This window comes from Pseudomonas sp. 9.2(2024) (genome assembly GCF_039695385.1).
GTDB classification, from domain to species: domain Bacteria; phylum Pseudomonadota; class Gammaproteobacteria; order Pseudomonadales; family Pseudomonadaceae; genus Aquipseudomonas; species Aquipseudomonas paraglycinae.
In genome coordinates this window covers 2,183,516-2,201,993 of record NZ_CP155585.1, presented here as the reverse complement: position 1 = coordinate 2,201,993, position 18,478 = coordinate 2,183,516, and the positions used below count along the sequence as shown (strand labels likewise).

19 protein-coding genes are annotated in these 18,478 nt (G+C 60.7%); 4 read left to right on the top strand and 15 right to left on the bottom strand.

Translation table 11 applies throughout. The features are described 5' to 3' along the window. Nucleotides 1-21: 21 nt before the first annotated feature. Entirely contained in the window at nucleotides 22-744 is a 723-nt protein-coding gene (locus ABFB52_RS09965; RefSeq protein ID WP_085748519.1) for a 1-acylglycerol-3-phosphate O-acyltransferase, read from the top strand. Nucleotides 745-878: 134 nt separating this feature from the next. After that, nucleotides 879-1,850: a magnesium and cobalt transport protein CorA gene (locus tag ABFB52_RS09960; RefSeq protein ID WP_085748511.1), complete on the top strand. Its 972-nt coding sequence runs from the start codon at nucleotides 879-881 to the stop codon at nucleotides 1,848-1,850. Nucleotides 1,851-1,889: 39 nt separating this feature from the next. On the opposite strand, the gene ABFB52_RS09955 is transcribed toward ABFB52_RS09960, so the two are convergent. The 3 genes from ABFB52_RS09955 to ABFB52_RS09945 form a co-directional block, all read right to left on the bottom strand. Beyond that, nucleotides 1,890-2,612, bottom strand: a complete 723-nt coding sequence (locus tag ABFB52_RS09955) for an amidotransferase (RefSeq protein ID WP_007959955.1) — start codon at nucleotides 2,610-2,612, stop codon at nucleotides 1,890-1,892. 95 nt (nucleotides 2,613-2,707) lie between these two features. After that, complete coding sequence (locus ABFB52_RS09950) at nucleotides 2,708-4,852, bottom strand: 3-hydroxyacyl-CoA dehydrogenase NAD-binding domain-containing protein (protein ID WP_129973351.1); 2,145 nt, start codon at nucleotides 4,850-4,852, stop codon at nucleotides 2,708-2,710. Nucleotides 4,853-4,869: 17 nt separating this feature from the next. Continuing rightward, on the bottom strand, nucleotides 4,870-6,075 hold the full coding sequence (locus tag ABFB52_RS09945) for an acetyl-CoA C-acetyltransferase (protein ID WP_129973350.1): 1,206 nt from the start codon (nucleotides 6,073-6,075) through the stop codon (nucleotides 4,870-4,872). 624 nt (nucleotides 6,076-6,699) lie between these two features. Here ABFB52_RS09945 and ABFB52_RS09940 point away from each other — a divergent pair. Beyond that, a complete protein-coding gene (locus ABFB52_RS09940; protein ID WP_129973362.1) occupies nucleotides 6,700-7,485 on the top strand; it encodes a cytochrome c in 786 nt (261 codons plus the stop codon). Between the two features lie 14 nt (nucleotides 7,486-7,499). Here the strand turns inward: ABFB52_RS09940 and ABFB52_RS09935 are convergent, their stop codons facing one another. From ABFB52_RS09935 to ABFB52_RS09890, 10 genes are all read right to left on the bottom strand, one after another. Then, a complete protein-coding gene (locus tag ABFB52_RS09935) occupies nucleotides 7,500-8,309 on the bottom strand; it encodes a transglutaminase family protein (protein WP_007959971.1) in 810 nt (269 codons plus the stop codon). After that, complete coding sequence (locus tag ABFB52_RS09930) at nucleotides 8,306-9,256, bottom strand: alpha-E domain-containing protein (RefSeq protein WP_007959974.1); 951 nt, start codon at nucleotides 9,254-9,256, stop codon at nucleotides 8,306-8,308. Before ABFB52_RS09930 ends, ABFB52_RS09935 begins: the two co-directional genes overlap by 4 nt. A gap of 12 nt (nucleotides 9,257-9,268) precedes the next feature. Continuing rightward, nucleotides 9,269-10,678: a circularly permuted type 2 ATP-grasp protein gene (locus ABFB52_RS09925; protein ID WP_085748507.1), complete on the bottom strand. Its 1,410-nt coding sequence runs from the start codon at nucleotides 10,676-10,678 to the stop codon at nucleotides 9,269-9,271. A gap of 478 nt (nucleotides 10,679-11,156) precedes the next feature. Beyond that, nucleotides 11,157-11,504: a ribonuclease E inhibitor RraB gene (locus tag ABFB52_RS09920; RefSeq protein WP_129973349.1), complete on the bottom strand. Its 348-nt coding sequence runs from the start codon at nucleotides 11,502-11,504 to the stop codon at nucleotides 11,157-11,159. A gap of 210 nt (nucleotides 11,505-11,714) precedes the next feature. Beyond that, nucleotides 11,715-11,948, bottom strand: a complete 234-nt coding sequence (locus tag ABFB52_RS09915; RefSeq protein ID WP_007959980.1) for a hypothetical protein — start codon at nucleotides 11,946-11,948, stop codon at nucleotides 11,715-11,717. Between the two features lie 156 nt (nucleotides 11,949-12,104). After that, complete coding sequence (gene speE, locus ABFB52_RS09910) at nucleotides 12,105-12,980, bottom strand: polyamine aminopropyltransferase (protein ID WP_007959983.1); 876 nt, start codon at nucleotides 12,978-12,980, stop codon at nucleotides 12,105-12,107. Between the two features lie 134 nt (nucleotides 12,981-13,114). Then, nucleotides 13,115-13,306 carry a PLDc N-terminal domain-containing protein gene (locus tag ABFB52_RS09905; RefSeq protein ID WP_007959984.1) on the bottom strand — a complete coding sequence of 64 codons (192 nt, stop codon included), beginning with the start codon at nucleotides 13,304-13,306 and terminating at the stop codon, nucleotides 13,115-13,117. Between the two features lie 71 nt (nucleotides 13,307-13,377). Continuing rightward, complete coding sequence (locus ABFB52_RS09900) at nucleotides 13,378-13,908, bottom strand: hypothetical protein (RefSeq protein WP_129973348.1); 531 nt, start codon at nucleotides 13,906-13,908, stop codon at nucleotides 13,378-13,380. A gap of 90 nt (nucleotides 13,909-13,998) precedes the next feature. Then, on the bottom strand, nucleotides 13,999-14,517 hold the full coding sequence (locus ABFB52_RS09895) for an ankyrin repeat domain-containing protein (protein WP_085608799.1): 519 nt from the start codon (nucleotides 14,515-14,517) through the stop codon (nucleotides 13,999-14,001). 97 nt (nucleotides 14,518-14,614) lie between these two features. Then, nucleotides 14,615-16,453 (bottom strand): long-chain-acyl-CoA synthetase, encoded by a 1,839-nt coding sequence (locus ABFB52_RS09890; RefSeq protein WP_129973347.1) that lies wholly within the window; start codon nucleotides 16,451-16,453, stop codon nucleotides 14,615-14,617. A gap of 390 nt (nucleotides 16,454-16,843) precedes the next feature. Here ABFB52_RS09890 and ABFB52_RS09885 point away from each other — a divergent pair, with 390 nt between their 5' ends. Further along, a complete protein-coding gene (locus ABFB52_RS09885) occupies nucleotides 16,844-17,122 on the top strand; it encodes a DUF3509 domain-containing protein (RefSeq protein WP_039769924.1) in 279 nt (92 codons plus the stop codon). Between the two features lie 78 nt (nucleotides 17,123-17,200). On the opposite strand, the gene mtnC is transcribed toward ABFB52_RS09885, so the two are convergent. Beyond that, nucleotides 17,201-17,884: an acireductone synthase gene (mtnC, locus tag ABFB52_RS09880; protein WP_129973346.1), complete on the bottom strand. Its 684-nt coding sequence runs from the start codon at nucleotides 17,882-17,884 to the stop codon at nucleotides 17,201-17,203. Between the two features lie 4 nt (nucleotides 17,885-17,888). Continuing rightward, the gene (locus ABFB52_RS09875; protein WP_039770173.1) at nucleotides 17,889-18,434 is read right to left on the bottom strand and encodes an acireductone dioxygenase; all 546 of its coding nucleotides are present in this window, start codon (nucleotides 18,432-18,434) and stop codon (nucleotides 17,889-17,891) included. Nucleotides 18,435-18,478: the final 44 nt, after the last annotated feature.

Below are 18,478 nucleotides of genomic sequence, written 5' to 3'. Positions count from 1 at the left end.
TTTGTCCCGATGGGCCTGAAAATGCTGTTTGTGTTTCGTATGTTATTGATGGGCCTGCACTTTATTCTGGCGGGGATACTCGGAGTGATCCTCGGGCTGTGCCGGCCATTCAATCCGGACAACAGTCGCCTGTGCGCCCGCCTCTATGCACTGCCGGCCATGTGCATTTTGCGTCTGCGAGTGAAGGCCGAAGTCGGCCCGTTGATGAACAAACCCGACAGCTGCGTGATCATCGCCAATCATCAGTCCAACTATGACCTGTTCGTGTTCGGCAACGTGGTGCCGCGTCGGACGGTGTGCATCGGCAAAAAGAGCCTGAAGTGGGTGCCGCTGTTCGGGCAGCTGTTCTGGCTGGCGGGCAATGTGTTGATCGATCGTGGGAACGCGCACAAGGCGCGCCAGTCGATGCTGACCACCACCGACACCTTGCAGCACAAAGACACCTCAATCTGGGTGTTCCCGGAAGGCACGCGCAACCTGGGTGAGGAACTGCTGCCATTCAAGAAAGGCGCGTTCCAGATGGCCATCGCCGCCGGGGTGCCGATCGTTCCGGTGTGTGTCAGCAGCTACATCAAGCACATGCGTCTGAACCGCTGGCACAGCGGGAAAGTTCTCATACGCTCGCTGCCGGCAATTCCTACCGTCGGCCTGACCATGGATGACATGCCCATGCTGATCAACCAGTGCCGCGAACAGATGCGCGAATGCATCGATGCGATGGACCGGCAGCTGCAAGCTGCGTGAAAAAGAAGCCCGCCCTGTGCGGGTTTTCTTTTGCCCGGTGAACTGTGCAGATTTCACTGACTCTCAAGCAGCGACACGGCTAAGCTGAAGCCATGTCTCCCCTGCCATCTGCCAAGAAGAAGTGAATCACCACCATGGGTCGAGTTGTTGCTGCTGCGGTTTACAGCGCTGGTAAGAAAGTCACCAATATTTCCCTCGACGAAGGCGCGGCCTGGGCCGCCAAGACCGGCCACTTCGTCTGGATCGGCCTCGAAGAGCCGAGCGCCCAGGAACTGTCCAACCTGCAACGTCAGTTCAACCTGCACGAACTGGCCATCGAAGACGCCCTGGAAAAGCACAGCCGGCCGAAGCTGGAAACCTTTGGCGACGCGCTGTTCATCGTCACCTACTCGCCGGTGCGCGAACACGGGATTCTGCAGTTCATCGAAACCCACATCTTCGCCGGCAAGGGCTACATCATCACTGCCCGCAATGGCCACTCGGCGTCCTACGCCCACGTCCGTCAACGCTGTGAGGCGCGGCCACTGTTGCTGGAGCACGGGGAAGATTTCGTACTGTATGCGCTGCTGGATTTCGTGATCGAAAACTATCAGCCGGTGGGCGAAGCGATCCACGCCGAGATCGATGAGCTGGAACGCAACGTGTTGTGCAGCGCATTGAATGAATACGACATCCAGAAACTGCACGGCCTGCGTCGCGACGTCCTGCGCCTGCGCCGTTACGCCGCGCCGATGGTGGAAATCGGCGAGGAGCTGCAGAAGCTGAGCTTTCCCTTCATCGACAAGAACATGCGCCCTTACTTTCGCGACGTGCAGATCCACGTGAATCGGCAGATGGAAGATCTGACCACCCTGGCCGATATCGCCAGCCAGACCATCGAAATCGGCGTGTTGCTAGAGGCGTCACGCCAGAGCGTGGTGCAACGCAAATTCGCGGCATGGGCGGCGATTCTGGCGTTCCCGACAGCGGTGGCGGGGATCTACGGGATGAACTTCCAGAACATGCCGGAGCTGAGCTGGCACTACGGCTATTTCGGCGTGCTGGGCTTTATCACGGTCGGCTGCGTGAGCCTGTGGGCGAGCTTCAAGAAATCCGGCTGGCTATAAGAAAAAACGCCCCCGTGTAAAACAAGGGGGCGTCTGGATTCAAGCAGCGGTCGGCTTGTGCGCCACGAAACGCATCATCCATTCCGCCACGGTGGTGCCGTGGTGCTGATGTTCCAGGCTGGCCACGCCCTTGCTGTACACCTGCTCGCCCAGCGCTTCCTGACGCAGATCCAGCAGCGCTCGCGAATAGTCGTGAATGAATTCCGGATGACCCTGGAAGCACAGCACCTGATCGTTGATGTGGTACGCGGCAAACGGGCAGAAATCGCTCGATGCAATCACCGTCGCGTTTTCCGGCAACGCCGTCACCTGATCCTGGTGGCTGATCAACAGCGTCAGCTCTTCACGCACCGGGCTCATCCACGGAGCCTTGGCCGCCAGTTTGTAGTTGTGGATGCCGACACCCCAGCCTTGCGTGGCGCGCTCGCTCTTGCCACCCAGCAGCAGCGCCAGCAGTTGATGGCCGAAGCACACGCCGAGCAGTTTGTCGCCGCGCTCATAGCGGGTCAGCAGGTATTGCTTGAGGGTCTGGATCCACGGATCGGTACCGAACGAGTCGGCCTTGCTGCCGGTAACCAGATACGCATCGAAGGTCAGGTCATCACTCGGATAATCGCCCTGCATCACGTTGTACACCGTAAACTCGGCGGCGATCGGCTGTTGCGAGAACAGGCGCTGGAACATCTGCCCGTAACCCTGATATTCATCGACCAGTTCCGGACGCAGGATGTCGGTTTCCAGAATGCAGATGCGTAGCGACATAAAAAATACCTGACACGTGATGGGAATAATGCACACCCCAGAGCCTGCCTTGAAACCACCCGGCAAGGCAAGCCCCGAAATGCGTCCCCTCCCCGTTAGAACAACTCGCCCTTGGCAGCTTTTTCCAGCAGCAGCGCGGGCGGTGCGAAACGCTCTCCGTACTGCTCCGCCAGATACTGCGCCCGGGCGACAAAGTCCTTCACGCCATATTGGTTGATGAACTGCAGCGCACCGCCCGTCCATGCCGCGAAACCGATGCCGAAGATCGAGCCGACGTTGGCGTCCGCCGTCGACGTCAGCACGCCTTCCTCCACACAGCGCACGGTTTCGATGGCCTGCACGAACAGCAGTCGATCACGCACATCCTTCGGCGATATCTGCCCGTCGGCTTTCTCGAAACGGGTTCTCAGCTCGGGCCACAGATGTTTCTGCCCACCCGCCGGGTACTCATAAAAACCGCCTCCCGCTGCCTTGCCCGGCCGCTTGTATTCGTTGAGCAGCAAGTCAATCACGGCGAACGCCGGGTGCTCAATCAGCGGTTTCCCTTCTGCTTGAAGGTCTTTGGCCGTTTGCTGACGGATATGGCTCATCAGGCTGAGGGAAACTTCGTCAGAGATCGCCAGCGGTCCTACAGGCATGCCGGCCTTGCGCGCTTCGGTCTCGATCATCGGCGCGCTGACGCCCTCACCCAGCATCGCAATGCCTTCATTGGTGAAAGTGCCGAATACTCGCGACGTGAAGAATCCGCGACTGTCGTTGACCACAATCGGGGTTTTCTTGATTTGCAGTACGAAATCGAACCCGCGTGCGAGGGTTTCGTCGCTGGTTTGCGCGCCCTTGATGATTTCCACCAGCGGCATCTTTTCCACCGGGCTGAAGAAGTGCAGGCCGATGAACTTGCTTTGATCCGGTACTGCGGTCGCCAAGCCAGTGATGGGCAAGGTCGATGTGTTGGAAGCAATCACAGCGTCGGCGCCAACCATCTGTTGCGCTGCTGCCGAGACCTTGGCCTTGAGTTGACGATCCTCGAACACCGCCTCGATGATCAGATCGCAACCCGCCAGATCGGCATCGCTTTCGGTCGGCTGGATACGCGCCAGCACCGCTTCACGCTGCTGCGCAGACATTTGCCCACGAGCGACTTTTTTATCCAGCAGCGCCGCCGAATGCGCCTTGCCCTTTTCGGCAGCAGCAAGGTTGATGTCCTTGAGCACCACATCGATTCCGGCCACAGCGCTGACGTACGCGATTCCCGCCCCCATCATTCCGGCGCCAAGCACGCCCACACGCTTCGTCACATAAGGCGCAAAACCCTGCGGCCGCGAACCGCCGGCATTGATTTCATTGAGCTGAAACCAGAAGGTGCCGATCAGGTTTTTCGAGATCTGGCCGGTGGTCAGTTCGGTGAAGTAGCGGGTTTCGATCAGGTGCGCCGTGTCGAAATCCACCTGCGCGCCTTCCACCGCCGCGCACAGAATCTTCTCCGGCGCCGGCAACGTGCCCTGGGTTTTGGTGCGCAGGATCGACGGCGCAATCGCCAGCATCTGAGCAACTTTCGGGTTCGACGGAGTGCCGCCGGGAATCTGATAACCCTTCACATCCCAACGCTGCACGGCCGCAGGATTGGCCAGAATCCAGGCCCGGGCCTTGGCCAGCAGCTCATCGCGATCCGCCGCCAGCTCATCGATCAATCCGGCCTGCAACGCCTGCTGCGGACGGACTTTCTTGCCTTCAAGCAAATACGGCAAAGCCTTTTCGATGCCCAGCATCCGCACCATCCGCACCACGCCACCGCCGCCCGGCAACAGGCCGAGGGTCACTTCCGGCAAACCGAGTTGCACCGATGCATCGTCCAACGCAACGCGGTGGTGGCAGGCCAGGCAGATTTCCCAGCCGCCGCCGAGCGCCGCGCCGTTGATCGCCGCGACCACCGGTTTGCCGAGGGTTTCCAGAGTGCGCAACTGGCCCTTGAGGGTCAGCACCATGTCGTAGAACGCCTTGGCTTCGGGCTTACCGACCTTGATCAATTCATTCAGGTCGCCGCCGGCGAAGAAGGTTTTCTTGGCCGAAGTGATGATCACCCCGGCGATGTCATCTTTTTCCGCCTGCAGTCGGGCGACGCTGTCGGCCATGGCCTCGCGGTACACCGCGTTCATGGTGTTGGCGCTCTGGCCCGGCATGTCGATGGTCAGGAGAACGATACCGTCCTGGCCTTTTTCGTAACGAATGGCTTGGGTCATGACAGGATTCCTTGGGGTCAGAGGCGTTCGATGATGGTGGCGATGCCCATGCCGCCGCCGACGCACAGCGTCGCGAGGCCGTAGCGCAGGCGCCGGGCTTCCAGTTCATCGAGCAAGGTGCCGAGGATCGCGCAACCGGTGGCGCCCAGCGGATGGCCCATGGCGATCGAGCCGCCATTGACGTTGACCTTGTCCGGGTCGACAGCCATGTCCTTGATGAATTTGAGCACCACCGAGGCGAACGCCTCGTTGACTTCAAACAGGTCGATGTCCTCCACCCGCAGCCCGGCCTTGGCCAATGCCTTGCGAGTGGCCGGCGCCGGGCCGGTGAGCATGATCGTCGGATCGGTGCTGGTGACCGCCGTGGCGACGATCCGCGCCCGGGGTTGCAGGCCCAACGCACGCCCCTTGGCTTCGGAGCCGATCAACATCAGCGCCGCGCCATCGACGATCCCCGAGCTGTTGCCCGGCGTGTGCACATGGTTGATCCGCTCGACATGGCTGTAGACCCGCAATGCCGTGGCGTCGAAGCGCATCTGGCCGATCATTTCGAAACTCGGCTTGAGCTTGCCCAGGCCTTCAAGGGTCGACTCGGCGCGAATGAATTCATCGTGATCGAGCAGGATGATGCCGTTCTGGTCCTGCACCGGCACCAGCGACTTGCTGAACGAACCGTCGGCCCGGGCGCGGGCAGCTTTCTGCTGCGAGTGCAGCGCGTAGGCATCGACGTCCTGCCGGCTGAAGCCTGCAAGTGTGGCGATCAGGTCGGCGCCGACGCCTTGTGGTGTGAAGTGGCTGTGCAGGTTGGTTTGCGGGTCCAGCGCCCAGGCGCCACCGTCGCTGCCCATCGGCACTCGGGACATGGATTCGACGCCACCAACTACCACCAGGTCTTCGAATCCAGAGCGCACTTTCATCGCCCCCAGGTTCACCGCTTCCAGCCCCGAAGCGCAGAAGCGGTTGATCTGCACGCCCGCGACGCTGACGTCCCAATCAGCCACCTGCACGGCGGTCTTGGCGATGTCCGAGCCCTGATCGCCAATCGGCGTGACGCAACCGAGCACCACGTCATCGATCTGGCTGGTGTCCAGCGCCGTACGTGCCTGCAAAGCGGTCAGCAGCCCGGCCACCAGGTTCACCGGTTTGACGCTGTGCAGCGATCCGTCGGCCTTGCCCTTGCCACGGGGCGTGCGTAACGCGTCGAAAATCAAAGCTTGGGTCATGACGTCCTCGAACCTGTGCGGTGAGTGAAATTCGTACTGTCACTGTTGTCTTCGCAGGCCATCGATTCAATGACCACAGCGCTCAATGACGTTGACGCGCACGCTCAGACGGACGGTCATCCGTGGCTTGATTAACCGGTTCAGGTGCGCGAGCTGTCTAGCAAACGGGCGGCAAAGAAGCTGGCAATGGGCCTCATGCCTTTTTAATCGCGACAGGTAGCAAATACATACGAAATGGATCTAAGCGAAGCGTGACGCGGGCCCTAAGGTGAAGATGTACGTCGTTGTCGTCGGGTTTTGCCGAGACAGGCGTTCGCTACAGGAAGTGCAGCGCTTGCCGTCATGGATATGCAGGCAGGCATCAGGAAATAACAAAAAAGGCGGTCAAGCCATGTTCAAACAACCGAAAGTACGGCAAGCAGGGCTCATTCTTTTCGCCACGACGCTGTTGTTGATTCTGCCGAACCTGACCAAGGTCATCGGCTGATTCAAGCGGCAGGTATTGTTTATCGCCACTGAAAATGTGACTGGCCCGCTACCCGGGCCAGCGTGGCTGTGCCAACCTTTGCGCACTTCCACGACACGGACGGCGATCACTTGAAAACGCTCATTCTGTTCGGGGCCATGCTGCTGAGCATGCCCCTGTCTGCCGCGCAGCTGAACCTGGAGCTGGGCGCGAACAGCCGCACCTGGCAGACCGAGGAATTGCTCAAGCATCCTCAGGTACAAACCCTCACGGTCAAGAATGATGTGTCCTACAAGAAGGACATGACTTATCGCGCCGTGCCGATCGCCGCGCTGCTGACCGGCATCAAACCGGACGATCACCTGCAAGCCGTAGCGCTGGACGGTTTTGCCGCCGAACTGTCCGCCGCGCCGCTACTGAACAACAAAGGCTCACGCGCCTGGCTCGCCATCGAAGATCCGGCGCAGCCCTGGCCGCCGCTGTCGGAAGGCAAGCACAGCGCCGGGCCGTTCTATCTGGTGTGGACCGATCCGCAGGCCGGCAATATCAGCCCGGAACAATGGCCGTTCGAAGTGGCGAGCATCAAGCGCATGGCGCCGGTGGCCGAGCGCTTCCCTGCCCTGCTGCCGGATCCTGCGTTGAAGGCCGATGACCCGGTGAATCAGGGTTTTGCGCTGTTCCAGAAGAACTGCCTGGCCTGCCATCGCCTGAATGGCGCGGGCGATGCGCAGTTCGGGCCGGACCTGAATATTCCGTACAACCCGACCGAGTACTTCGGCGCGGACTTCCTCAAGCGCTACATTCGCGACCCACAGAGTCTGCGTCAGTGGCCGCAAGCGAAGATGCCAGGGTTTTCTGCCGAGGTGTTGCCGGATGCGGATCTGCAGAAGCTGATCGGGTATTTGCAGCACATGGCCGGGCGCAAGGTTGCGCCGGCCAAGTAAGCCAACTACGTCGTTTACTGTTGTTGCACCGAGATGATTGGCGCTGGTGTCGGCGACACCAGCACTTTCGCGTGCATCTGCTCTGACCCGCCGCCCCGGCGCATGCCGCGCACCGGACAGGCATCCAGATAATCCAGACCCACCGCCAGTTTCAGGTGCCGCTCCGGCCGCGCCAGTTCATTGGTCACGTCAAAGCTGTACCAGGCGTCATCGATCCAGGCTTCGGCCCAGGCGTGACTGGCCAGATGCTCGCAATCCTCGCTGTACAGATAGCCCGACACATAACGTGACGGCACTCCGAGGCTGCGCGCGCAGGCGAGAAACGCGTGGGCGTGATCCTGGCAAACACCCGCCCGGCCGGCAAACGCCTCGGCGGCGCTGGTGTCGACTTCGGTGGCGCCCGGTTTGTAGGTCATGTGCTGGTTAAGCCCATGCATCAGGTCGATCAGTGCATTGCGGTCGCGTCGTTGCTTGCAGGACTTCTCGGCAAACGCCCGCAGCGCCTCGTCAGCCTCGGTGAGCCGGGTGAAACGCAGGAACGGCAGCGCCGACTGACTCTCGTGCTCCGCTTCGCGCAACTCGTCGATATCGACCTGCCCCCGGGCGCCGATGATGATCGCTTCGTGGGGTTCGTCCATGGTCAGCACGTGCAGGATGTTGCCGAACGGATCGAGCTGTGCGCGCACCGGGCGCGGCAGGTCGAGCTGCCAGCTCAGCACGTGCTGACGCTCGCTGTCGTGGGGCGTCAGGCGCAGGTACTGGATGCTCGCGCGCACCTGATCTTCGTAGTGATAGGTGGTCTCGTGGCTGATGGAAAGTCTCATGCGGCCTCCAGGTAGGAACTGTGAATGGCGTTGCCCAACTGGCGCACCAGCGGGATGAATTCGGTGAGCCAGGCGTGCAGCCCTTCCTCAAGGATTTCTTGAATACCGGTGTAGCGCAGACGCGCGTCCATTTCCGCCGCCAGCCGTTGCGCGGGACGACCGTTGGCCCCCGGCAGTTGCGCGAGAATCTGGTCGATCTCTTCCGTGCAGGCCCGCAGCGAACGCGGCACGTCGGCGCGCAACAACAGCAGCTCGGCCACATGCCGGGCGCCGGGCGCATCGCGATAGATCTCGGTGTACGCCTCGAACGACGACAGCGCCCGCAACAGCGCACTCCACTGGTAATAGGCGTGGGCCGTGCCGTCGCTGACCGCTTCGGCCTGATCGCCGGCCATTTCGTAGCGGGCATCGAGCAGGCGCAACGTGTTGTCCGCCCGCTCGATGAACGTGCCCAGGCGAATGAAACGAAACGCGTCGTTGCGCATGATGGTGCCGTAGGACGCGCCCCGAAACAGGTGCGAACGTTCCTTGATCCACTCGCAGAAACGGCTCATGCCGTAGCGGCTGAGGCCCTGATTGGCGATCCCACGGATCTCCAGCCAGGTGGCGTTGATGTTCTCCCACATGTCGGCAGTGATTCGCCCGCGCACCGCATGGGCGCTGGCTCGCGCCGCGCCGAGGCAGCTGTAGATGCTCGCCGGATTCGCCGCGTCGAGGGCGAAGAAGTGCAGCAAGCGCTCGGCATGCAGCTCTCCGTGACGTTCCAGGTAATCGTCCAGCGTGCCGGTGATCAGCAGAGGCATCGCCAGTTCGTGCAGGCCGTCGCCACGGCCGTCCTGCGGCATCAGCGACAGCGAATAGCTGACATCGAGCATCCGTGCGAGGTTTTCCGCCCGCTCCAGGTAACGCGACATCCAGTACAGATCCGAGGCAGTTCTACTTAACATGGCAGGCTTCCTTCAATCCTCGACCACCCAGGTGTCCTTGGTTCCGCCGCCCTGGGATGAGTTCACCACCAGAGAGCCTTCACGCAGGGCGACACGGGTCAAACCGCCGGGCACGACCCGGGTTTCGCGGCCGGACAATACGAACGGACGCAGGTCGATATGGCGCGGCGCAATGCCGTTTTCGACAAAGGTCGGACAGGTCGACAGCGACAGCGTCGGTTGCGCGATGTACGCGTGAGGCTTGGCCTTGATCCGCTCGCGGAACGCATCGATTTCCGCGGTCGTCGCCGCCGGCCCCACAAGCATTCCGTAACCGCCGGAGCCCTGGGTTTCCTTGACCACCAGTTCCGGAAGATTGGCCAGTACATGGGAAAGTTCAGACGGATTGCGGCATTGCCAGGTCGGCACATTCTTCAGGATCGGTTCTTCGTCGAGGTAGAAACGGATCATCTCGGTGACAAACGGGTACACCGATTTGTCGTCCGCCACGCCGGTGCCGATGGCATTGGCCAGCACCACGTTGCCCGAGCGATAGGACGACAGCAGCCCCGGCACGCCGAGCATCGAATCCGGGCGGAACGCCAGCGGATCGAGGAACGCGTCGTCGAGCCGGCGGTAGATCACGTCCACGGCTTTCGGGCCGTCGGTGGTGCGCATGAAGACTTTGTCGTCGCGCACGAACAAGTCCGCACCCTCCACCAGCTCCACGCCCATTTCCCGGGCCAGGAACGCATGCTCGAAAAACGCGCTGTTGAAGCGTCCCGGTGTCAGCACCACCACACTCGGGTCGTCGATCGGGCTTGAGCTTTTCAGGGTGTCGAGCAGCAGATTCGGGTAATGGTCGATCGGGGCGATGCGCTGGGCCGCGAACAGTTCCGGGAACAGGCGCATCATCATCTTGCGGTCTTCGAGCATGTAGCTCACGCCGCTCGGCGTGCGCAGGTTGTCCTCGAGCACGTAGTACGTGCCGTCGCCGTCGCGCACCAGATCGACGCCGGAGATGTGCGAATAGATATCGCGGTGCAGATCCAGTCCCTGCATCGCCAACTGATATTGCTCGTTGGCCAGCACCTGTTCGGCGGGAATGATCCCGGCCTTGATGATGCGCTGCTCGTGGTAAAGGTCGGCGAGGAACATGTTCAACGCCTTGACCCGCTGAATACAGCCGCGCTCGACGATCCGCCACTCGCTGGCGGGAATGCTGCGCGGAATGGTGTCGAAGGGAATCAGGCGTTCTGTCCCTTGCTCGTCCCCGTAGAGCGTGAAAGTGATCCCGGCACGATGGAACAGCAGATCGGCCTCGCGCCGCCGCTGGGCCAGCAGTTCGTCAGGCGTTTCGGCCAGCCAGCGGGCAAACTCCCGGTAATGCGGGCGGATCTGGCCGCCGGCATCGTACATTTCATCAAAATAGGTGCGGATCATGCCGTACTCCTTGTCACTCCGGACATACAGGCCTTCGCAAGGCCCGTGCCATCGGCATAAACGCTTTGATTTCAATCGGTTGGATCTTCACGTCACATGCACCGCACCATTCCTGTGCGGCAAATGCCCCAACCTGATCGCCCCCGCTTCATTGCGACGCAGTCCCGTCGCCTATCACCAGCATAGTCAGAGTTGATTTCACTGCTCGGTGCCGGCTGCGGATAATCCGCGCATCCGCTGCAAAAACGTCGCTGACGAAGTACGCAGCCCCACTGATCCGGCTTGCCTCGGCAGCCATCCCGGCCGTAACCCTGAGCGGTTTCCTCTCCTTCCGGTCTTCCCTTTCAGCCACCTTTTCAGGTGGCTTTTTTTTGCGCCGGTTTCTTGTTTCAGGGTTTTGCCATGGGGTGTTCAGGGGGGCAGAAACGACAACGGCCGACCCGAAGGTCAGCCGTAGCTCGACGTGTTGCGAGAGTGATCAGTTCAAACGGTGCCGGTTGCGGATCTCCTGTTTCACGCCCCAGCCTTCGATGATGCCGCCCAAGGGCTCGACCACCGCCGAAAAGCCCTGCTCGAAATCGCCAATGTCGTCGTAGGTTGCGTACATCACCTTGCTCAATTCCAGAGACCAGCCGCCGTCGTCGCGCGCACTGACCTGGGCATTGATGGATTCACCGCGAAATTTGCCTGCCGCCCTGCGCGCCCGCTCCTCGTCCGGGAAAATGGCGTAGAACTCGATGGGATGGAATCGGGAAAAATCGAAACCGCCTTCTTTCATGCGGCGCAGCACACTGCTGCTGATGTCTTCTTGATAGGCTGTGCTCATGAATCGTCCCCCTCGCATAGATGGATAGACTTTCCGTATTCCCTGCACTGGCCCAACGGGCCCGGGTGCTTACGGCAACCGCGTTGCCGGCGGGAAACAAGCATGTAGCTGACAAGACCAGACCTTAGCGATCCGTTCGCTGATCTCGCTTGCAGAGTAGCCCCAAGATAGAGCCGCTGCCAAGGCCTGGTACATGAAGAAAATGAAGATTCAGATTGGGGTGATGCTGCGGATTTCGATGCTGTTCTGGGTTTTCAGGCTTTTCACGCCGGCATCGGCGGTGCGCCCTTCCAGATCGTTCAGGTCAAGCTCGGCGGCGACCGGCAACAACCGCTCCTTGATGAGGCGAGCTGCCCGTTCATGGCTGGGGCATTCCTCGCACTCGAAGACTTCGTCGATCGTTTCACCATGATCGTCCACGAAAGTGACTTTCCACTTTGACATCGGAGCCTCCTCGATCAAACCCGCAAATGGGCTTACACCTATCTCGACTTTTGTCAGGATTGATCGTTCAAAAGGTTTACACCGATGCAACATGAAAAAAGCCGAGGCCGGCGTGTTTTCGCACACCGGCCTCGGCTTTTTCTGACCCGCGAACGATCAGTCGTTGCTTGGCTTGTTCACTGCCTGCAGCACGTATTGCGGCAAGGCGAAGGCGCCGATGTGGATTTCCGGGTTGTAGTAGCGGGTGACGATGCCGCTGCCGATGAAACGCTGTTGCAGCACTTCGCGGCTCAGCTTGCGGTACGCAGGGTTGGTCGAACCCCAGGCGAAGGTCATCGAACCGCCGATATAGGTCGGCACGGCCGCCTGATAGAAGTGCCAGTCCGGGAACAGGCTGCGCAGGCGGCCGGCGGTGGTTTTCACTTCTTCGATCTGCATGAACGGCGTGCCGTTCTGGGTCACGAGGATGCCGCCCTCGTTCAGGCAGCGGTGGCAGGCCTGGTAGAAGTTTTCCGAGAACAGCACTTCGCCCGGGCCGATCGGGTCGGTGGAGTCGGAAATGATCACGTCGAACTTTTCGGTGGTGGTCGCGACGAAACGCATGCCGTCGTCGATTACCAGGTTCAGGCGTGGATCGTCGTAGGCGCCCTTGGAGTGGTTCGGCAGGAATTCCTTGCACATGTCGACCACGGTGCCGTCGATCTCGACCATGGTGATGTGCTCGACGCTGGCGTGTTTGGTCACTTCGCGCAGCATGCCGCCGTCGCCGCCGCCGATGATCAGCACGCGCTTGGCGGTGCCGTGGGCGAGGATCGGCACGTGGGTGAGCATTTCGTGGTAGATGAATTCATCGGCTTCGGTGGTTTGGATCACGCCGTCCAGCGCCATCACCCGGCCCATGCGCGGGTTCTGGAAAATCACCAGGTGCTGGTGTTCGGTGCGCACTTCGTGCAGCAGTTTTTCCATGCGAAAACGCTGGCCGTAGCCTTCGTAGAGGGTTTCCAGGTATTCGCTGGTCTTGGTGACGGTCATGGTGAAGTGCTCCGATGAATGCGCGGGCGCCAATCGTCAGGTTCGATTGCCCGGGAAAGGCGCGCATTCTACGTTGCCGAAGATGACAGGTCGAACCTCAGTTCATCGGTCCGACCCAATCACGGTGCGAACGGTCAGATCCGCACATTGCCCCGCGGCCCGGCAATCGCCCAGATGATCAGGCCCAGCACCGGCAGGAGGATGATCAACAGCACCCAGAGGATCTTCATCCCGGTCTCGGCGCCGCTTTTCAGCACATTGATGATCGCCCAGATGTCGAGCGCAAGAATGATCAGGCCGACCAGGCCATTGAACGTGGAACCCATGGTGTCGCTCCAGAATAGTGGCATGCACTTTTAGGATAGACGGTCGCGCTCAGGGTTCCCTTTTATTGCGTTCAGACGTGAACGGCGACCTTCAAGGCTTCCAGCGACGGCGCGGCGGCAATGCCGACTTCGGCGCACAGTTCCAGCACGCGCGGCACGTCGTTGCCGTAGACCAGCACCACTTGCAGCTCGTCGTCGAGCAGCTGGCTGAAGTTCATCAGCGTGTAACCACCGTTTTCCTTGTTCAGGCTGCTCATCTGCACCTGGATGCGGTTGAGCGCGGTCAGCGCCTCGGTCTTGGCCAGTTGCTTGGGCTTGAGGTTGAACTCGACACCCGGGCCGAACGAGGCAACGATCTGCGCGAACAGGTCGGCGTAGGTGTCGGCCTGGAACAGCACGGTCTCCGGCAGGCTGCCGACCACGACCCACTCGCCCAGCGGAATCGGGAAAGTGTCGTCGTAGTTGATGTCCGGGTTGGCGGTCAGAAATGCGTCGGCATCGGCGTAGGCCTGTGCCGCTTCGTCAGCGACTTTCTGAATCTCGTCGTCGCCCATGCAGCCGGAGCTGATTTTGCTGATGAGTTCGGCGAGTGCGGCTTTCATGGGAGCGGATCCTGTGGCGAAGGGAATTTTGAGGGCGCGAAGGATAGCGCATTCTCGCCTTCGCCACAGAGCGGGTTCCGGCCAGCGGCGTTAGCCCAGCAGTTTTTCCAGCTGCGCAGTGGTGTCCACGGCGCCCATGGTGCGGGCCGCGTCCAGCGCGGTGATGCCGTTGGCATCCTTGGCTTTCGGGTCGGCGCCCTGGTCGATCAGGAAGTCGACGATTTCAACGCGGTTGAACATCGCCGCCATCATCAACGCCGTGCGGCCGTCGAAGGAGGCGCCTTCGATCTGCGCCCCACCGGCGACCAATGCCTTGACCACGGCCAGGTCACCCTTGAACGCGGCGCCGGCAATCGGGCTCTGGCCGTTGCCGTTGCGTTGTTCCGGATCGGCCTTGTGCTTGAGCAGCACTTGTACCGCGTCCACGTGACCGTAATAACTGGCGAGCATCAGCAGGGTGTCGCCCTTGCTGTTGGTCAGGTTCACCGGCAGACCGGCAGTGATCAGGCGATCGAGCATCACCGCATCGCCCTCGCGCGCCTTGTTGAATACCTGCTCGGTGAATTCGGCAGCTTCTTCGGGGGTCATCTGGCGGCTTTGGTCGGACATGGGGCAACTCCACTTTCGGTCAATCGGAAAGCCGATAGTTTCCCGAGCGCAGCGATAGCTGTCATCCCCTTTTTTCCAAGACTGCCGATAGCCAATATCAATAGCGGTACTTGCCTGCCCGGATGTCGGCAAGAGTTTCATCCGTGACCTGCACGTAGGTTTCGGTCCCCGGCAGCCAGGCATAAATCGGGTCATCCCCCGTCAGGCCGGGGTCGAAGCCTTCGTTTTTCAGGCGGGTCTTCTGATATTTGAAAGTGCCGGTGGTTTCCATTTTCACCTTGACCCGCAAGAACAGCGGCACCGCATAGGCCGGCATGCGTTGGCGGGCGAAAGCCAGCAGCTCGGCGAAATCCAGGGTCGCCAGAGACTCGGCCGGGGTGATCGCCGCCATCCCGGCGCGGCCATTGGTGTTGGGGATTTCCACGCCATAGGCCACCGCTTCGGAAATATGCGGATGCTGGAGCAGCAGGTTTTCGACCTCGGTGGTCGAGACGTTCTCGCCCTTCCAGCGATAGGTGTCGCCGAGACGGTCGACAAACTGTGCATGGCCGAAACCGATGTTGCGCAACAGATCGCCGGTGTTGAAGAAGCGGTCGCCCTTGGTGAACACGTCCTGTAGCACGACTTTCGCGGTTTTTTGTGGGTCGGTGTAGCCGTCCAGCGGCGCCTTGTCGTCGATCCGCGCCAGCAGCAGGCCTCGCTCACCCCGACCGACCTTGCGCATGAATCCGTCATCGCCGCGAATCGGCTCGCCGCTGTCCTGGTCGTAGGCGACCAGTTCCCAGGCCATCAGCGAGAAACCGATGGTGTTGTCGAAATTGAGGATGTTGGTGAAGCCGATATTGCCGTCGCTGGCGGCGTAAAGCTCACAGATGTGATCCACGCCGAAGCGGGTCTTGAACTCGGCCCACGCACCGGGCCGCAGGCCGTTGCCGATCATCTTGCGCACGTCGTGACGGCTGTCGTCGGCGCTGAGCGGCTGATCCACCAGATACCGGCACAACTCGCCGACGTAACCGATGGTGGTTGCGCGATAGCGACGCACATCGCTCCAGAACTGCCGGGCGCTGAACTTGCGGCGAATCGCGAAACCCGACGCGCCATTGACCGCCGAACCCCAGCACACGCAAAGCCCGGTGGCGTGGTACAGCGGCAAGGTGCAATAGACGATGTCGTCCGGGCGCATGTCGAGGGCGATCATGCCGAAGCTCGCCGAACTGCGCATCCAGCGGCCGTGCTTGAACACCCCGGCCTTGGGCAAACCGGTGGTGCCGGAGGTGTAGATGTAGAAGCACGGGTCGTCGAAGAAAATCTGCCGGCTGCTGGCCGGGTTGTCGCCCGAGGCGTCGGCACTGGCGCTGATCAGGTTGATGTAGCCCTCGGGCGCGATGCCCGGATGGCTGAAGGTATCCTGATCGGCGACGAACCAGGCGCGCGCTGCCGGGATCGCTACTTGCTCGCGTACCGCCGCAAATGCCGGCAGCAACTCTTCACCGACAACAATCGCCGCCGGGGTCACCAGATTGATGCTGTGGATCAGCGTATCGCGGGTCTGCGAGGTATTGAGCAGCGCGCTGACGGCGCCGACTTTGGCCAGCGCCAGAATCGTCACCAGCAGTTCCGGACGGTTCTCGATGAACACCGCCACCACATCGCCCTTGCCGATGCCCTGCCCGATCAGATAATGGGCGATGCGGTTGGCCCACTGGTTGACCTGTGAATAACTCAGCACCACCTCGCCCGACAGCAGCGCGGGGCCCTCGGGATTGCGCAGCGTCGCTTGCTCGAATGTCCAGCCCAGGCCACAGGTTTGGGTCGGATCCGTGACGTTGGCCACCTTCATGCCTTTCACCACCCGTGGAATGGCTTTGGCAATCATCGGCAGTTTGCGGAGCATCATGCCCCAGGTAATCGTGTCGCTCGGCGCTTGGTGCATGGCAGCTCCCGTTCGACCTTGACGTGCAGGCCGGATTTTTATTGTCGGGCAATCGGGTGAGACAACCGGCGCTTCTCGAGCGAGGGTCGAGGCCGAAAATACGTCAGGGCTTCGCGGGCTGTACACGCGGTTTTTGCAATGTTTTGTATCCGCCCCGGCACTACTAAACGCCGCATGATTACAGCCAAGGGTATTGGTTCAATCGAATCGACAATGATCCCGCAAAATGCAGGATGCACGATGGCCATTCATGCAGATTGCACGACAGCCAAAACCAGTAGATTTTATAAATTACTGATTTATAAGGATTTTTAAAAACTCAAATACTGGCACAATCGCTGCAACTCCCTATACATGCTTGCCATTCAAGTGCATACGGAGCTGAAAGACATGAACCTGATCCAAGAAAAATTTACCTCCCTGTTTTCCAACTTCGCCGTCACCACCCAGCCCCGTCCCGATGGCGGGATCCTGCTGACGCTGAAGAGTGCCGACGGCAAAGTGTTCAAACGTGCGCTCACGTATCAGCAACTGCATACCGGTGATCAACTGTCGTGGGCAATCAGCGCGATCCGTCGTGATCTGGCGGAACAGGCCAGCGAGCTGCCGCAGATCGGCATGCTGCAAAGCCAGCAGCGTTTTGCCCTGCCGACCTATCACTCGATGTAATTCGAACACCGTATAAACAGACAGGCCGTGGAGCTTTCGCTTCACGGCCTGTTTTTTTTGCGCGTCGATTGGGTGAACTCAGAACGCTTCCGGCTCAATCCCGGTGAAGCTGTCGACGGTCACATGCCCTGCCAACTCCCCGCCTTCACGGGCCAGGCCGCAGGTTTGCAGGCCAGCAGCCTGGGCGGCATCGAGTTCTTGCACGATGTCGGACAGGAACAGAATCTCCTCTGGTTCGACCCCGATGGCCTGCTGGATGTTGCTGTACGACTGCGCCTCGCGCTTGGGGCCCGACGTGGTGTCGAAGTAGCCGCTGAACAGCGGCGTCAGATCCCCTGCTTCCGAGCAGCCGAAAATCAGCTTCTGCGCCTGGATCGAACCGGACGAATAAACAAACAGTTGATAACCGGCCTGATGCCAGCGCTGGAGCGCTTCAACGGCGTCCGGGTAAACATGGCCTTTCAACTGCCCGGCCTGATAACCCTGCTCCCAGACCATGCCCTGCAACGCTTTGAGCGGCGTGGCTTTGCGGTCTTCGGCGATCCAGGCCAGCAGAATGTCCACGACTCGCTCGACATCAGCCTGCGGTTCGTTGCTGTCGCGGCGCACGGCGTCCAGTTGCTCGGCAACGTCGGCACGCTGGGCGTTCTGGCGAACGAAGTCTGGCAGGTGCTTCGCCGCATACGGGAACAGCACGTCGAACACAAAACTCACTGCGCTGGTGGTGCCTTCGATGTCGGTGAGAATGACCTTGATCGACATCGGCTCAGTCCTCCAGACGCGGGAAGCGGCCGGCGATGTCTTCGCCGGTGAAGTTGGCGACCCAGCCTTCAGGGTTGTTGAACAGGCGGATCGCCACGAAATGCGGGTTCTCGCCCATGTCGAACCAGTGCTTGGTGCCGGCCGGCACCGAAATCAGGTCGTTCTTCTCGCACAGTACGGCGTAGACGTAATCGTCGATGTGCAAGGTAAACAGGCCACGACCGGCGACGAAGAAACGCACTTCGTCTTCACCATGGCGATGTTCTTCGAGGAACTTGGCGCGCAATTCGGCTTTTTGCGGGTGATCGCTGTTGAGGCTGATCACATCGACCGTGATGTAACCGCGCTCGGTCATCAGTTTATCGATCTGTTCTTTATAGGCACCGATCACTTCTTCCTGGCTGGCGCCGGGCTGGATCTTCGCGGCGGCTTGCCAACGGTCGAAGCGCACGCCCTGCTCGGCCAGGGTCGAAGCGATGTCTTCGAAATGGGTCAGCACCTTGTTCGGAATCTCGGGGCTGGAAACGTGATAGACGGACAGGCTGCTCATGGGGCATTCCTCGGTATCGGCCTTGCCGTCCGGTTCTTCGAGAC

What these genes read in the sequence shown, in the direction of transcription:
- ABFB52_RS09965 (WP_085748519.1), top strand. Translation starts at nt 22, where the DNA reads ATGCTGTTTGTGTTTCGTATGTTATTGATGGGCCTGCACTTTATTCTG.
- ABFB52_RS09960 (WP_085748511.1), top strand. Translation starts at nt 879, where the DNA reads ATGGGTCGAGTTGTTGCTGCTGCGGTTTACAGCGCTGGTAAGAAAGTC.
- ABFB52_RS09955 (WP_007959955.1), bottom strand. Translation starts at nt 2,612, where the DNA reads ATGTCGCTACGCATCTGCATTCTGGAAACCGACATCCTGCGTCCGGAA.
- ABFB52_RS09950 (WP_129973351.1), bottom strand. Translation starts at nt 4,852, where the DNA reads ATGACCCAAGCCATTCGTTACGAAAAAGGCCAGGACGGTATCGTTCTC.
- ABFB52_RS09945 (WP_129973350.1), bottom strand. Translation starts at nt 6,075, where the DNA reads ATGACCCAAGCTTTGATTTTCGACGCGTTACGCACGCCCCGTGGCAAG.
- ABFB52_RS09940 (WP_129973362.1), top strand. Translation starts at nt 6,700, where the DNA reads ATGCTGCTGAGCATGCCCCTGTCTGCCGCGCAGCTGAACCTGGAGCTG.
- ABFB52_RS09935 (WP_007959971.1), bottom strand. Translation starts at nt 8,309, where the DNA reads ATGAGACTTTCCATCAGCCACGAGACCACCTATCACTACGAAGATCAG.
- ABFB52_RS09930 (WP_007959974.1), bottom strand. Translation starts at nt 9,256, where the DNA reads ATGTTAAGTAGAACTGCCTCGGATCTGTACTGGATGTCGCGTTACCTG.
- ABFB52_RS09925 (WP_085748507.1), bottom strand. Translation starts at nt 10,678, where the DNA reads ATGATCCGCACCTATTTTGATGAAATGTACGATGCCGGCGGCCAGATC.
- ABFB52_RS09920 (WP_129973349.1), bottom strand. Translation starts at nt 11,504, where the DNA reads ATGAGCACAGCCTATCAAGAAGACATCAGCAGCAGTGTGCTGCGCCGC.
- ABFB52_RS09915 (WP_007959980.1), bottom strand. Translation starts at nt 11,948, where the DNA reads ATGTCAAAGTGGAAAGTCACTTTCGTGGACGATCATGGTGAAACGATC.
- speE (WP_007959983.1), bottom strand. Translation starts at nt 12,980, where the DNA reads ATGACCGTCACCAAGACCAGCGAATACCTGGAAACCCTCTACGAAGGC.
- ABFB52_RS09905 (WP_007959984.1), bottom strand. Translation starts at nt 13,306, where the DNA reads ATGGGTTCCACGTTCAATGGCCTGGTCGGCCTGATCATTCTTGCGCTC.
- ABFB52_RS09900 (WP_129973348.1), bottom strand. Translation starts at nt 13,908, where the DNA reads ATGAAAGCCGCACTCGCCGAACTCATCAGCAAAATCAGCTCCGGCTGC.
- ABFB52_RS09895 (WP_085608799.1), bottom strand. Translation starts at nt 14,517, where the DNA reads ATGTCCGACCAAAGCCGCCAGATGACCCCCGAAGAAGCTGCCGAATTC.
- ABFB52_RS09890 (WP_129973347.1), bottom strand. Translation starts at nt 16,453, where the DNA reads ATGCACCAAGCGCCGAGCGACACGATTACCTGGGGCATGATGCTCCGC.
- ABFB52_RS09885 (WP_039769924.1), top strand. Translation starts at nt 16,844, where the DNA reads ATGAACCTGATCCAAGAAAAATTTACCTCCCTGTTTTCCAACTTCGCC.
- mtnC (WP_129973346.1), bottom strand. Translation starts at nt 17,884, where the DNA reads ATGTCGATCAAGGTCATTCTCACCGACATCGAAGGCACCACCAGCGCA.
- ABFB52_RS09875 (WP_039770173.1), bottom strand. Translation starts at nt 18,434, where the DNA reads ATGAGCAGCCTGTCCGTCTATCACGTTTCCAGCCCCGAGATTCCGAAC.